We start from the raw sequence: 14,461 nt of genomic DNA on the forward strand, positions 1-14,461 counted from the left end.
TGTTTATTTATTTGTAATGCCTCGCTGGTAATAGTGTTAACGGGTTATTTCTACTGCTATGTAACCAATATAGACCTGAATTTTCATTTAAAATAAGTTTTAATCGCTTTTGAGCTACCAAGATGTAGTCATAATGGACGTTATTATTCTTATACATATCTGTTTGATTATCGTCATTTGAAAAAATAATCGCTTTGTTGTTACTTAAATTAGTATTATTTTGATAAGCCCAATGGAAAACTTTTGGTGTTATTTTTAATGTTGCAATAAATTGTGAATCTTTTTTTGTTACTGTTAATGACTCTGCTGAGAGTGATAATGCTTGATAATGGCCAGTTTCACTATTGGTAATAAAATTAACTTTTGAATAATCAAATACATTACTTTTATCTGTTGGGGAGATATAAAAGTTTGATATCTTTGAAATCATGCCGCTGTTACTAATATATGAACGATAGACAATCGATAGGGGTTCACGCATTAAATCTGAATCATTTCCAATTTTTTCATGAAAGCGTTTTTTATTATCGGCTATATTTTGAACGAAATTTCCCCATGCATCAGATGCGATTTTGTAACTAAAATCAGTTCTTGGTTTACATTGGTTTGTGTCTACCATTATTTGACACCAAGCAATAGAATAATAATCATGTGATTTGTAAAAATATATTTTTTGGTTCTTGTCTGCTTGTGCTGAAAAAATAGCTTTAGCCTTGTTTCTTAAATCGACCTGTTGTTCTAAATTCTTAGTAATAAAGGTAATATTATTGGAGCCAATATTTTCATGTTCAATTAAGAAATTGGTAGGATTTATTTGAGACGGAGACATATACCATGCACAACTACTAAATAATATAGTAGTAATTAAACCTAAAGAAATAATAGTTTTTTTATTAATCTTACGAATAACATTGTTTGTTTTTTGTTCGGTTAGATCAACTTCTTCACGAGTAAATTCACGAATTTGATAACCAACTCGTGGTAATGTTTCAATAACATCACCTTTATTTTTTTCATTAAGTTTAACGCGTAATGCTCTAATTACTTGAAATAAAGATGCTTCTGTAACGATACGATCAGGCCAGCCAACTTTTAATAGGTCATCTTTAGTGACTGGCGTGCTATGGTTCTCAATCAGATGGCTTAAAATATATTGTTCTGACAAATTCAACTTGAGCGTGGATTCAGACGTTTTAAGTACACCTTGACTTGCTATAAAGCATACTTTTGTCCTAAATCTTATTTGCTCAGTATTTGCCATCTATAAACCTCAAATGTTTTCTTAATTTTTTATTCTATCATAAAAGCGGATAATATAACTTATAGGTGTTAAAAGTCATATTTAATGGTTTTAACAGGCTAATAGTATTAACTATAGATATAAAACACAATATTTATAATTGCTATTTATCTGATAAATAAAAGATAATCGTTTAATGATATAATTATAAATTAATAATAAACAGGAATATACTCAATAAGCACGGCTTATGTTGTCAGAGATTGTTTTTTATCAATAATTGAGCGTATATGACGTGATTTTGACAGTGGCTATTCTTCATTTTGAGTATCTATATATAGCTGATGTTGTGATGAGAAAGAAAGAAAGAGCTCGACGCTCTTTCTTTTCATATTAATTATCGTAGTAATAATGATTACTTTTGAAAAATTTCAGTAAACTCGCGCTTCATTGGTGGGTTACGACGCGCTTTTTTCAATTGCTTACACATGTCTTTTACGCAGTTAGCTAATACTTTATCAAGCATTGATGCTTTGTATTCCGCTTGCTCTTCTGCACTCATATCTTCTGGGAATTTGGTCTCTTGCATCTCACCAAGAAAATCAACGCCAGAGTAGCTTTGACTTAATGCAACTAGGGAGTGGAATTGCTCAAAATTATCCAAAACATTTTGTGCGCTTGCTGGTAATGTATTCCATGCTTCACGTGATGTAGGCTCTGATACCTTATAAACGTTTACAAGCATATCAATCAACTCTGCTGGCACTTCTTCAAATGTGACTACTTGGCGAAGTTCTGGAGAACAGTCATCTAATGTATATACTGTCTCTTCGATGATTTGCTCTTCGTTATTATTAATTTCAGACATAGTTTTTCCTAACGCATTGTGTTTTGAGAGGAGGAATCCTATATTCCTACTGATAAATGTCAATATATGATTATAAAAGTCATAATAAAATTTATTTTAGTGAATAGTCATGGTGTAATCACGCTGTTAAGTTTTTTTTTTATAAAAAAAATATATGGCATGAAGAATGCAATATGTTTTATATTGTATGGTTACAATCGTAAAGGATTTAATATGGGAATGATGCGGATTTTAATTGCCGATGATGTCGCCAGTGAACGACTATATTTAGCGGCATGTCTAACAAACCTAGGTCATCATGTTAAGTCAGTATCATCAGCCGAGGAGTTATTGAAGTGTTATTCAGCATTTCAGCCTGATCTGTTATTAGTTGATATTGAAATGCCGCAACAAAATGGTATTGAATTAGTACATACAATTCGGCATCAATATCCAGAGTGGGTGCCCGTAATTTTTCTAAGTGGTATAAATGATCCTCATATTATTGCAAAAGCTATTGATGTTGGTGGGGATGATTATTTAGTTAAACCTGTAAATCCTATTATATTAGCGGCGAAAATGCAGGCAATGAGCCGTATAGCGGTGATGAGGCAGCGGTTAGAGCATACAACAACACAGTTACAGAAAGTAAATAAATTATTGTTAGAACAAGCAAATAAAGATCCATTGACGACACTTGCTAATCGTCGGTATCTGGATCAAAAATTAACTGAATTTATTGCGTTACATGGTCGAAATAATTTGCCGCTGACGATTATTTTACTCGATGTTGATTTTTTTAAGCTCTTTAATGACTATCAGGGACATATCGAAGGTGACAATTGTCTTAAATTATTGTCATCATGTTTGAAAAAAACATTCAATAGAGCGGGGGAGATTTGTGGTCGCTATGGTGGTGAAGAATTTATTATCTTAATTTGTAATTGTAATGAAAAACAAGCAATTAAAGAGTGTCAGCGTTTAAAAAATGCGATAAAGAAGTTAGCGATACCACATAGTCATTCATTAATTAGTGATCAACTAACTGTAAGTCAAGGGGCGATTTCATGGGTTCCAACGGGCTTAGAATTAGTTGAACATTTATATCAAGCGGTTGATACATTATTATATCAAGCGAAGGATAATGGACGAGATCAATTTGTCACTGCGGAATATCCATATTCTTTAGTGAGTCATAATGAAAACTAACTTTTACTTTGCTGTGGTCAAAAGTCATGATTTTGAGAGCCTAACTACTTGCTGGTAAAGATAAATGTGCTAATCTTCTAAGAGTATTTTGACACTGTATTGTAGTAATGGCTTTTCAGTGATGAGTGTCGAGATCTTACGTTTATGAATAAAGCCATTGGGTGAGATGAATAGGATGATCATGGATATGCAATTAACAGAACAACAGGCTCGAGTGATTGGTTGCTTACTTGAGAAAGAAATTACTACTCCAGATCAATACCCATTAACGCTTAATGCGTTGACGACAGCATGTAATCAAAAATCAAGTCGTGAGCCTGTAATGGCGCTCGATGAAGCAACAGTACTTGATACAATTGAAGAACTGAAAGAAAAGCGGATGGTGAGCGACGTATCCAGTTTTGGTAGTCGTGTTTCTAAATTTCAGCATCGTTTTTGTAATACTGAATTTGGTTCATTACAGTTCACTAAACAAGAACTAGCAGCCATGATTGTATTGCTATTACGTGGCCCGCAAAGTGCTGGTGAAATTCGTACTCGAACTAATCGGTTATGTGATTTTGCTGACACACAAGAAGCTGAAGCGGTATTAGAGCTATTGGCATCGGCAGATAAGGGACCTTATGTTGTTAAGTTACCTAAAGAATCAGGAAAACGTGATTGTCGTTATGTGCACTTACTCAGTGGTGATATTGATATTGACAATTACACGCCAGCTAAATCGGTAGTAGCGGGTAGTGCTATCAATGAAGAACGAATTAACGCATTAGAATTAGACGTTGAACAATTAAAGCAACAACTCGTTGAATTACAATTAATGTTAGAATCATTAACAGAGTAGTTTCTATTATTTAAGAATACTGGTAGATTGTCTCGCCAGTTTTGCTGTAGCTTTGATTGTTTATATAGGCTCAACATTGTATGTTGGGCCTGTTTATTTTGGGGCCAGTTATTATGTCAACCACTCCTTGGTTTGTTTATCTTATTCGGACCCATAAAGGGATGCTTTATTGTGGCGTTACTGTTGATGTTTGTCGTCGTTTTGAAGAGCATCAACACAGTAAAAAAGGGGCCAAATATCTCAAGGGAAAAGGGCCTTTAACATTGATGTGGTCACAGCAAGTGAACTGTAAACGTGATGCGATGCAGTTTGAATATCATATTAAAAAACGATTAACAAAAGCACAAAAAGAAGATCTCATCCAACAAGATATATCGTTATATACATTGTTTTCAGATTAAGACGATATTCATATTTTTTGTGCAGACAATAAGCGTATGTGCAAATATTTGCACTTGTTATTTAGTAATAATTTAAAGGGTTACCCATGGCGATCAGTGCCACTATATATAAAGTAAACATGAACGTAGCAGACATGGATCGCCATGTTTATCTTGATGGTCAACATACTGTTGCTTGTCATCCATCAGAAACATTACAACGCTTCATGCTGCGAGTGCTTGCTTGGGGATTAAATGCAGATCCAGAATTACAATTTACTAAAGGTGTAAGTTCTGCAGAAGAGCCTGATTTATGGACTAAAAACTTAGTTGATGAAATTGAATTATGGGTAGAGTTGGGTTTACCTGACGAAAAACGTATTCGCAAGGCGTCACACCGCGCCAAGAAAGTGATTGTTTATGCTTATGGTGATCATGCTGCTCCTGTATGGTGGCAAGCGAATAAAACCAAAATTAATGCATTAAGTAATGTATCTGTAGTCTTTATTCGTGATGAAGAATTAAAAAGCCTAGAGACATTGGTTGAGCGTTCAATGCAATTGCAGTTAACGATTGAAAGTGAGCAAGCGTGGTTAAGCGACCAACATGGCACTAGCATTGCTATTTTACCTGAATGGTGGCAACGCTAATCGTTCTCGTGAGATAAATAGGCGATAATTGGATGAGTGGAGTAAGTGTAAGCTTGCTCCACTTTTTTATGTTCAAAATAGCATTGTGTATTTTTATTGAGTACGACAAAGCCATCCTTGTTGATATGCTATACATTAGTGTCTGGTGTTTAGGATATTAAAATACGACTTATTATGGGATTAATATTTTGCATATTAGCAATCCGCAAATTATTATTTAATTTTTCGTTATTGAAAGACAATCTTTAACGTTATATTTTATTATAAAGGCTCATTATTTTAATAGCCTATGTTTTAAATATAATCTATTGATACAAAGGGATTGATTATGTCTTCAGGAATTTATCGTTCAGCTAAAATCATTTGGGATTATCATTTATTGCAACAATCATTAGTAAAAAGTGATTGTTTGTTTGTACTGTGCAGTAATGATATTAGAGTTGCAGAATATGCCGCTCAATTATTTATGAAAGGCTATGCACCTTGTATTGTGTTCTCTGGCAATGTTGGTGAACTTACTCAGGGTTTATTTCCATGCGCAGAAGCTGAACATTTTGCGAATATTGCTCGTGAAATGGGGGTGCCAAATGACTGTATTTATATTGAGCCTGTAGCGACAAATACTGGCGAAAATATAATTAAAACGCGTGAGTTACTCATGGAGAAAAACCTTGATCCTCAGCGATTTATTTTGGTTCAAAAGCCATTCATGGAACGTCGAACGCTCGCTACATTTGAAAAATTGTGGCCAAATAAAACAGCACAAGTAACATCACCGTCATTAACATTTGATGAGTTTGCGAATGATGTGATTAGCTATGGTGATATGATCAATGTGATGGTAGGAGATTTACAACGTATTCGTTACTATCCCACATTAGGTTTTTCAACTGAGCAAGTTATTCCTGCTGAAGTATGGCAAGCTTATGAAAATTTAGTCGCGGCAGGTTTTGATGAACATTTAGCTGCAGAGATTCCTCGATAGTGAATCATACGTAAATAAAAAGGCGTGTTTCTTTAGTTAGGAAACACGCCTTTTTGTAGAGTATAACATCATAAAGTAGTAATGACTGCGTTGTGCGGATTAACCTGCAGCCACGTTATCTTCAGGATAACGCAGTAATGTTGGTTTTGGACGCGCCAACATATAAGCCAGTGTTAGTGGGCCAAGACGACCAATAATCATCACGATGATAATGATATATTTACCCGGTTCCGACAGTGTTGCCGTTAAGCCTGCGGTTACACCAACAGTTGCAAAGGCTGAAATAGTTTCAAACATCACCTCATAGAAAGGTGCCTTCTCTGTTAGCATTAGTGCAAACATCGCGATCAACAATACAATGCCACTCACCACAATAATGGCTAATGATTTTGTTACTGTTTGATTTGATATTGTACGCTTAAAAAGTACAACACGATCACGCTGCTTTAAGAATGACCACGTAGCTAAAATAGCCACAACAAAGGTAGAAACTTTTATACCACCACCAGTTGATGTCGGGCCTGCACCAATAAGCATTAATAGCATTAGGACTAATAAACCGGGCTCAGTAAACGCACCAATATTGACACTATTAAAGCCAGCGGTACGCACTGTTGCTGATTGGAAGAATGCAGCCAGCCATTGTCCTGAAGTATTAAAGCTTCCAAGTGTTTGCATATTATCGTGTTCAAGTAACCAAATCATCACTGTACCTGACAATAATAATATGGGTGTTGCAATAATCATTATTTTTGAATGCAGTGATAAAAAATGGAAACCACGATGTAAATTACGTTGTAAATCTGAAATAACAGTAAAGCCTAAACCACCTAAGATAAATAACATCGCAACAGTAATGATTACTAATGGATCATCAACATATTGAGTTAAGTTATCTGAAAAAAGTGAGAAACCGGCGTTATTAAACGCTGAAATAGCATGGAAAACGGCAGTAAAAAGCCCTTTATCCCATCCCATCATTGGTACCCAGCGTAGTGATAGAAAAAAAGTACCAATTAATTCACAGACAATAACAAAGATAATAATGTGCTTAACGAGTAAACGAATATTGATGAATTTTTCTTGCCCGAGTTGCTCTTTTGTTAGCGATTGTTGGCGTAGGCTAACGCGTAAGCCAAACATATATAACAAAACAGCAGATAAGGTCATTTGTCCAAGACCACCAATCTGCATTAAGATCATCAATAATACTTTACCACTGGTGGAAAAGTGAGTCCCAGTATCGACAACGCCTAATCCCGTAACACTGATAGCAGATGTTGCGGTGAACAAAGCATCAACAAAACTGAGTCCTGATACAGAAAAGACGGGTAATGTTAATAAAATTGCGCCAGGGATCAAAATAGCCAAAAAACTAAAGATGATAATTTTTGGCTCAGACCACCGTTTATCGCGCTTATTTGTTTTTATTGGGACATACATTGTCCGATTCGGGATAAAACTCATAACTTTCTTAATGTTTCTGATAGTACATCTTCAGGACCAGTAATAATAAGGATATCACCAACTTGCATTTCCATATCCATATCAGGAGCCTTACGTACTTCAGGGCCACGTTTAAGTGCTAAGACTTGTGTTTCATCGCTGCTTGCACAAGGATGTTTCGAGATAGGTTTACCCATATTACGAGCTGTAACTACAACTTCAGCTAATGAAATACCACTGCCTAATTCTGAAAATTCAAAGACACGTTTATCGAGCATGTTACGTGCAATACGAATACCCATATCCAGTTCAGGTCTTATGATTTTATCAGCGCCAATTTTTGAAAGGATTTTACAATGTGGAGTATCTTTGGCTTTGACCCAGACCGTTTTTACACCGGCATCTTTTAGCAAGAGGGTAGTTAATATATTGGCATTAATGTCATCACCAATAGCAACCATGACTAAATCATAATCATCAAGTTTTAATTCTGCAATAGTCGCTTCATTTGAACAGTCAGCAACGACAGCTTGTGTTGCAATATCTGCGGCTTGACGAACACATGTTTCATTAATATCTATAGCTAATACTTGTGCTCCACGTTCGCTAAGCTCTTCACACAGAGACATACCAAAGCGGCCAAGGCCAATAACAGCAAACTGCTTGTCTTCAGGATTCATTTTTTTTCCCCACATTACTTTAGTGTAATGCTTTATTTGTTTTGTTGTTGATTGTAAAAACATTAAGTTAACAAATTAGCCATTACTATGCTATCTGAGCGTCCTTGTCGTTATGTCATTTTGTGTTATGACGATATACATAGAAACATCAAATTCCAGTTAGATATAATTTTTCGGATATTGCTCGCATTTTTTAGGTAATTCAAGTTAGTGAATCATGCTCATTGTTTATGATTTATTTTATAAAAACAATAGGGTGACCGTAACTATTTGATTGAAAATGTTTTTTATTGATTATATAAATTTTACTTAATCTAAGTATTGAAAATAGTAATCTTATATTTAGCTCTAAATATGATATTTACATAATATATGCTGAATTATCAGCCTATATAATACGGTCTTTTATTATTGATAATAGTGAAAAAGAAGGACTATATAGGCTCTATATTTAGTTTAAATTAAAATAAACGTAAATAACCATTATTTTGTCAACGGTTAGTCAGGGAATAAAAAAACTTTACTAGACGTAAACAACTAGTTTGTTTTTTTACAAATATACGCGAAGATTCTTGCAATAATAAAACCACAAATCAGACCACCGGTATTAGCTGCTAAGTCAAGCCATTCACCAAAACGATGAACGTAAGGCTGAATTAATTCAATCGCACCACTCCAACAAAAGAAAAATACAGCGATCCATTGCCAATGTTTCGGTTTAACAAAAGCCACCGCAAACATTAGTGTTGCATAAGCAATAAAGTGGTGGGTTTTATCTGTTCCTGAGACCGTGGGTAATTCTGCCTGCGGTGTTAAAGATAAGACAGTAATTAAAGCAAGGATCAAAATGCTAATTAGTTTCCAATGCGAGTAAAAAAATTGGCTAAAGCGTGACATAGTCGATAAGTCTCATAAGAAAATATTCTATAAATTATATCTTTGCTGATCGGTGATAACAACTGTAATACTGCAGGGTGGTCTATGCTAGGAAGAATGCGATAACGGTTGTATCAAATTTATTTATATTAGTATTAAGAATAATTGAATAGAGAATAATAATAGTAACATTCTATGATAGGAGGATATTGTTAGTTTAGATGGTATTAGGTATGGCTAAAGTTCATATATCTCAATTATTTTATACCTTTCAACGAGCGTTATCTGTCATGGTTGTTGGTGAAGCAATCGAGGCCAGAACCTTTAAAAAAGATCGTGGTATTTTAGTATTAAAGCTAGATGCAAAAAATTTCGTATTTAAGCAATTTGGTTTTGATTCTCAAACATTGACGCTCAATAATGTAAGTTTACTCAAGCAGTTAAAAAAATCGATTATAAAAGAGTTCCCGCGTAGCAATATGGCATGGATTGTTCATTTTGAGGGAGTAACGTCTCTTGAGTCACTCACAGTCGCTCATCATCCGCAACAATGCTTGTTTTAAATAAAAAAACGCTTAATCATGATGATTAAGCGTTTTTAGTACACTATTTAAGATATCAATATTAGTTATAGTGTTGCTTTTATCCATACCATACGGTGATCAGAAGAAACGTCTTTACCTTTGCCTTTTGTACCAATTCGATCATCATTAACAAGTAAGCGACCTTGTTCGTCATGTGCTGGCCAATATACGCCAGAGTCAACGATAGTCATATTATGAGATGGAATAGCATGATCGACTTGTAAACCAAAGTTACTGGTTAAGCGGTTAGGATAAGGGTTATCTTGACGACATTCTTTATCACTGTAGCAACTTTCAGCGCCTAAACTCGTTGGCGTTAATGCTCCATCACTTGCCTGTTGGTTAACACGATGATGCATTAATAAGCTTTCAATGGTTTGGCGATAACCATCACCAGCATAGGGATCGGCATTTAAATCACCAACAATCACAAATTTTTCATCTTCCGCAAGGCCACCCGTTGTGCCTTTATCATCATAAATAAAGTCACCACTTGTAATGTAGTTATTCCAGAATTGGATTTCATCACGGTTCTTCATTTTATTATTTTGAGTCACGGTATCAAATACTGGGGGGGTTGGGTGTGACATCAAAATATGAATAGTTTGTTCACCATTCGCTGTTGGAATAATGATGGGTGCATCTACGTGATTTTTTGATGATAAGCGTAGTTGCTGCCATTCATCAGCAGTGTACCATTTATCGCCACATGCCATACCGTCTGGAATTGGGTTCTTGGCATCATTACAATTGGTGATTATTGGGTTTTCAGCTGACGGAAGATCTTTCCATTTAAATGTTTGGAATGTACGTGTCTTTGCTGTATCAATTTTATATTGAGACATCAATGCGAAGCCATATTGGCCGTGATAGACACCAAATCCCCACGCATCATTGGGGCCTGAATTTACTTTGCCATCATTATTAAGGTCTAAGCCACTCATTAAACCGGTGTTAGTGGCATAGCTTTCAAAAAAAGGATATTTAATGGGGTCTAATGTATCGCCACCAGTAATGCTGTTAGGACTTTGTCCAATGGATAAATAATTATTTTGAAAGCCAGTCAATGCCGCTGTATTTTCACCCGTTCCATCATTATTAAATTCAGCTAATAAAATAACATTTGGGCGTTTTGTTTGAATAATTGCCGCGACATTACGGATTTGAATAATTTTAAGTGCTTTGTCTGTTTGGGCACTAGTTAGCGTCTTGGTGTTAAAACCATCGATTAATATTTGTTGTTCTGCTGGTGATGTTTGCATTTCATCAACCAGTTGTTCAAAACTATTACGATCAAACGAAAGATTAAAAGTTGCGACAGTGACATCGTTAGCTGTAGGTGTAATGTCATTGGCATTATGATTATTACACCCAGCTAATAATGCTGAAGTAATGGCAATCGCAGCAAGACGTTTAATTAATTTCATAAATAATCTCAGTAATTTAGCAACACGCTGTTCATTGGAGGAGAGCGTGCAGTATACTGATGGTTTTATTAATAATAGTGATCGCTATAGCACTTCCTTGCAATTAATACGCCCATGGTATGGGGAAATTAATAACTCTGGAACTAAGATCAAAATATGATTAAACGTTATTTATGATTGGTTAAGCTATGCGCTGCAGTTGTTAATGCTGCATCTAGTTCTGCATTAGTGATTCTGTTGACAGCCAGATCAAAATTATCATAAAAACTAGGAATAGAGAGCGATGCTTTCACAATTCCTGCAAAGTAAGGTGCTGAGTTAACTGCTGCTGTTAATACAGTGTTAGCGCCACCAGGACCCGGTGATGTTGCCAATAATAACATAGGTTTATTTTGGTAAACTTTAGGCTCAATGCGTGATGCCCAATCAAATAGGTTCTTATATGCAGCAGTGTATGAACCATTATGTTCTGCAAACGATATAATAACGGCATCAGCTTCAGCTATACGATTTAGGAAGTCTTGTGCTAGTGCTGGAATCCCCGTTTCTGTCTCACGATCAATACTATAAAGCGGCATTTCGAAATCATTAATATCTAAGATATCCACATTTGCATCCGTAACTAATGATGCGGCATATGTTGCGAGATGTTTATTGATTGATTGACGGCTGCTACTTGCTGCTAAGGTCAGTAATTTCATTTAAGTTCCTTGTAACGTACATTACGTTATTATCAATAATAAGGTTAGGTAATAAATCCCTAAGTGCGTGGATTAAGTGTATATTAGTGTCTAAATATAATTAATAGCATAAAAGTGTTTTAACTATTTCCATATGACTAATAATAAATTGTTTGATGGTATTGTCGTCTTTGTTCAAGTTATAAAAAGTAGGGGCTTTGCCGCTGCTGCGGAGGCTTTAGGGCATTCTAATTCTTATATAAGTAAAGAGATCAATAAACTTGAGGCTCGTTTAGGGGTTCGTTTATTGAATCGTACGACACGATCTATCGCGTTAACGCCTGAGGGCGAGGTCTATTATCAAGAGTGTTTGCAATTGGTCATGGATGCTGAACAAGCGCTGGGTTTGATGTCACAAAATAGTGTAAACCCTAAAGGTACACTTAAAATAAGTTGCCCTGTATGGTTAGGATCTCAATATTTACAGCAGGTATTTAGTGAGTTTTTAACGCTGTATCCAGAAATGCAGTTAGATATAGACTTGAGTGATAAAACAGTGGATGTTGTTGCTGATGGGTATGATCTTGCTATTCGTGCTTCAGCGATGTTAGCGGAATCGAGTTTAATTTGTAAACGCCTTTTTAGTTGTAAAATTCATACAGTGGCATCGCCTGAATATTTACGCCAATATGGCACGCCAACACACCCATCTGAATTACATCAACATCATTGTCTTTGCTACAGTAACTTAAAACAGGCCAATCGCTGGCAATATACCGATGCGGAAGATAAAGTCTTTAATGTTGATGTTCAACAAAAGTTACGCTGTAATAATACGCCGATGACTGTGGCAATGGCTGTGGATGGCATGGGTATTTGTCACGTGCCTGCTTTTTATATTGAGCCACAATTGCAACGTGGTGAATTAACGATTCTATTGTCTGAATTTGATAAGACATTGGTGAATGTGTATGTTGTTTATCCAAGCAGAAAACATTTATCAGCCAAGGTAAGGCGATTTATTGACTTATTAGAAGGTAGAATGAGCAATTAACAGTAGCTTAAGTATTTAGATGTAAAATTTTACATTATTTACCTTTTATTTTTACGTTTTAGTGATATTTTCTAGCGCTTAATAAGCTTATTTGTATATTATTTTAAAATAGTGATTTTTTAGGAAATGGATAACCATAATGAATAATGAAATTCGCCTTCGTGCCTTAGAACAAACTGATTTACGTTTTATTCATCAGCTAAACAATAACCGTGCCATCATGTCTTATTGGTTTGAAGAGCCGTATGAGTCATTTTATGAGCTGGAAGAGCTATATCGCAAGCATATTCACGATAGCACTGAGCGACGTTTTATTGCTGAAAATAATGATAAAGAGTCAATTGGACTGGTTGAATTAGTTGAAATTAATAGTATTCATCGCAGTGCTGAATTTCAGATCATCATTGCTCCTGATTTTCAAGGTAATGGTTATGCGCGCGCATTAATTAATCGTGCGTTGAATTACGCCTTTACTATTTTGAATCTACACAAAGTTTATTTGCATGTAGCAACAGCAAATGAAAAAGCCATTTATTTATATGAAGAATGTGGTTTTATTGAAGAAGGCCACCTAGTAAAAGAAATCTTTATTAATGGGCAATACACTGATGTAAAACGTATGTACATGCTTCAAGATGAATATCTTGCGAGTCGTAGCAAATAATTGTTATCACCCAGACAGTGCAATATTGTCTGGGTGATTTAGACCAATGGCTGCATGAGAATAAAGTTATACCGTTTCATAATGTGATGACGGTGTTGATGGCTCTGATTGCCACAATGGTTTCTTTTTCATGACTTGTGAAAAAATAGGATCTTGATAATGCTGCTCTAGCCAAGTTTTTAATTTAGGGTAGGGAGCGTGGCGAAACCATTGTCGCTCAACATGAGAAAATTGACGAATAAAGGGCAAAATAGCGTAGTCAGCTAGGCTTGGGTGATCGCACATAAAGAAACGGTGTTTATTTAATCGTAACTCAAGATCATCGAGAAACGATTGGCATAAATGACGGTAAAGCGCACCATCTGGATTGTGGTAGCGTATATTTGCTTTGTAGTGTTCTAATGCAGCAATATATTTACAATCATTACGTGCAATAAGATTGATCATATCAGTGAATAAATGCGTGCTATCGGCTAATAATAAATTGTGCGGATCGTGCTGATTTAAAGCCCATACCATAATTGATAAGCTTTCATCAATATAATCACCATTACTTAAGACTAATAGCGGAACGGTCCCTTTTGGCGTAATGCTAAGCATTTCAGCGGGTTTATCTGTGAGTGAAATATCACGTATGTCTATTTCTTGCTCGGCAAGTCGTAGGCCTAAACGTGCTCGAATAGCATAGGGGCATTGACGTAGCGTGTACAGTATTGGTCGCGTCATTTTATCCCTCCGAAAAATTCCGTCCTTAATGGGGTAAGTTTAGTGCAAATCTTGATAATTGATAAATTTAACGTATTCAACTGTATTGTTATTAGAGATAGTGATACTACTATTTGCACATGCTTATTTTCATTATTCACTACCGCTAGATATATCATGTAGCGAATATTAT

Annotated in this window: 16 protein-coding genes; 8 read left to right on the top strand and 8 right to left on the bottom strand. The window is 35.4% G+C overall.

The window, feature by feature from the left end; translation table 11 throughout:
* Nucleotides 1-7 precede the first annotated feature (7 nt).
* Nucleotides 8-1,261: a winged helix-turn-helix domain-containing protein gene (locus C9I86_RS02000; RefSeq protein WP_107275468.1), complete on the bottom strand. Its 1,254-nt coding sequence runs from the start codon at nucleotides 1,259-1,261 to the stop codon at nucleotides 8-10.
* Between the two features lie 394 nt (nucleotides 1,262-1,655).
* Complete coding sequence (locus C9I86_RS02005; RefSeq protein WP_080155858.1) at nucleotides 1,656-2,108, bottom strand: DUF3069 domain-containing protein; 453 nt, start codon at nucleotides 2,106-2,108, stop codon at nucleotides 1,656-1,658.
* Nucleotides 2,109-2,321: 213 nt separating this feature from the next.
* Here C9I86_RS02005 and C9I86_RS02010 point away from each other — a divergent pair, with 213 nt between their 5' ends.
* The 5 genes from C9I86_RS02010 to C9I86_RS02030 all read left to right on the top strand — a co-directional run bounded on the left by C9I86_RS02010 (nucleotide 2,322) and on the right by C9I86_RS02030 (nucleotide 6,152).
* Nucleotides 2,322-3,296 (top strand): diguanylate cyclase, encoded by a 975-nt coding sequence (locus tag C9I86_RS02010; RefSeq protein ID WP_107275469.1) that lies wholly within the window; start codon nucleotides 2,322-2,324, stop codon nucleotides 3,294-3,296.
* A 181-nt stretch (nucleotides 3,297-3,477) separates the two neighbouring features.
* Nucleotides 3,478-4,137: a YceH family protein gene (locus tag C9I86_RS02015; protein ID WP_199190730.1), complete on the top strand. Its 660-nt coding sequence runs from the start codon at nucleotides 3,478-3,480 to the stop codon at nucleotides 4,135-4,137.
* Nucleotides 4,138-4,250: 113 nt separating this feature from the next.
* The gene (locus C9I86_RS02020) at nucleotides 4,251-4,538 is read left to right on the top strand and encodes a GIY-YIG nuclease family protein (RefSeq protein ID WP_080156538.1); all 288 of its coding nucleotides are present in this window, start codon (nucleotides 4,251-4,253) and stop codon (nucleotides 4,536-4,538) included.
* A gap of 86 nt (nucleotides 4,539-4,624) precedes the next feature.
* Nucleotides 4,625-5,167, top strand: a complete 543-nt coding sequence (locus tag C9I86_RS02025; protein WP_080155861.1) for a YaeQ family protein — start codon at nucleotides 4,625-4,627, stop codon at nucleotides 5,165-5,167.
* Nucleotides 5,168-5,495: 328 nt separating this feature from the next.
* Nucleotides 5,496-6,152 (top strand): YdcF family protein, encoded by a 657-nt coding sequence (locus C9I86_RS02030; RefSeq protein WP_080155862.1) that lies wholly within the window; start codon nucleotides 5,496-5,498, stop codon nucleotides 6,150-6,152.
* Nucleotides 6,153-6,251: 99 nt separating this feature from the next.
* Here the strand turns inward: C9I86_RS02030 and C9I86_RS02035 are convergent, their stop codons facing one another.
* The 3 genes from C9I86_RS02035 to C9I86_RS02045 all read right to left on the bottom strand — a co-directional run bounded on the left by C9I86_RS02035 (nucleotide 6,252) and on the right by C9I86_RS02045 (nucleotide 9,175).
* Nucleotides 6,252-7,619 carry a TrkH family potassium uptake protein gene (locus C9I86_RS02035; RefSeq protein ID WP_107275471.1) on the bottom strand — a complete coding sequence of 456 codons (1,368 nt, stop codon included), beginning with the start codon at nucleotides 7,617-7,619 and terminating at the stop codon, nucleotides 6,252-6,254.
* A complete protein-coding gene (locus C9I86_RS02040; RefSeq protein ID WP_080156539.1) occupies nucleotides 7,616-8,278 on the bottom strand; it encodes a TrkA family potassium uptake protein in 663 nt (220 codons plus the stop codon). The genes C9I86_RS02035 and C9I86_RS02040 overlap by 4 nt, the downstream gene beginning before the upstream one ends.
* A 537-nt stretch (nucleotides 8,279-8,815) precedes the next feature.
* The gene (locus C9I86_RS02045; RefSeq protein ID WP_080155864.1) at nucleotides 8,816-9,175 is read right to left on the bottom strand and encodes a VanZ family protein; all 360 of its coding nucleotides are present in this window, start codon (nucleotides 9,173-9,175) and stop codon (nucleotides 8,816-8,818) included.
* Between the two features lie 212 nt (nucleotides 9,176-9,387).
* On the opposite strand from C9I86_RS02045, the gene C9I86_RS02050 reads away from it, so the two are divergent.
* A complete protein-coding gene (locus C9I86_RS02050) occupies nucleotides 9,388-9,717 on the top strand; it encodes a hypothetical protein (protein WP_146142619.1) in 330 nt (109 codons plus the stop codon).
* Between the two features lie 65 nt (nucleotides 9,718-9,782).
* On the opposite strand, the gene C9I86_RS02055 is transcribed toward C9I86_RS02050, so the two are convergent.
* Together C9I86_RS02055 and C9I86_RS02060 are read right to left on the bottom strand one after the other, a co-directional pair.
* A complete protein-coding gene (locus tag C9I86_RS02055; RefSeq protein WP_107275474.1) occupies nucleotides 9,783-11,165 on the bottom strand; it encodes an endonuclease/exonuclease/phosphatase family protein in 1,383 nt (460 codons plus the stop codon).
* Between the two features lie 167 nt (nucleotides 11,166-11,332).
* On the bottom strand, nucleotides 11,333-11,866 hold the full coding sequence (locus tag C9I86_RS02060) for an NADPH-dependent FMN reductase (protein WP_080155867.1): 534 nt from the start codon (nucleotides 11,864-11,866) through the stop codon (nucleotides 11,333-11,335).
* Nucleotides 11,867-11,999: 133 nt separating this feature from the next.
* On the opposite strand from C9I86_RS02060, the gene C9I86_RS02065 reads away from it, so the two are divergent.
* Nucleotides 12,000-12,899 (top strand): LysR family transcriptional regulator, encoded by a 900-nt coding sequence (locus tag C9I86_RS02065; protein WP_080155868.1) that lies wholly within the window; start codon nucleotides 12,000-12,002, stop codon nucleotides 12,897-12,899.
* Between the two features lie 139 nt (nucleotides 12,900-13,038).
* A complete protein-coding gene (gene speG / locus C9I86_RS02070; RefSeq protein WP_080155869.1) occupies nucleotides 13,039-13,563 on the top strand; it encodes a spermidine N1-acetyltransferase in 525 nt (174 codons plus the stop codon).
* 66 nt (nucleotides 13,564-13,629) lie between these two features.
* Here speG and C9I86_RS02075 read toward each other — a convergent pair whose 3' ends face one another.
* A complete protein-coding gene (locus C9I86_RS02075; protein ID WP_080155870.1) occupies nucleotides 13,630-14,289 on the bottom strand; it encodes a glutathione S-transferase in 660 nt (219 codons plus the stop codon).
* Nucleotides 14,290-14,461 lie beyond the last annotated feature (172 nt).

The sequence above is a fragment of the Photobacterium sp. NCIMB 13483 genome, assembly GCF_003025475.1.
In the GTDB taxonomy this organism is placed as follows: domain Bacteria; phylum Pseudomonadota; class Gammaproteobacteria; order Enterobacterales; family Vibrionaceae; genus Photobacterium; species Photobacterium piscicola.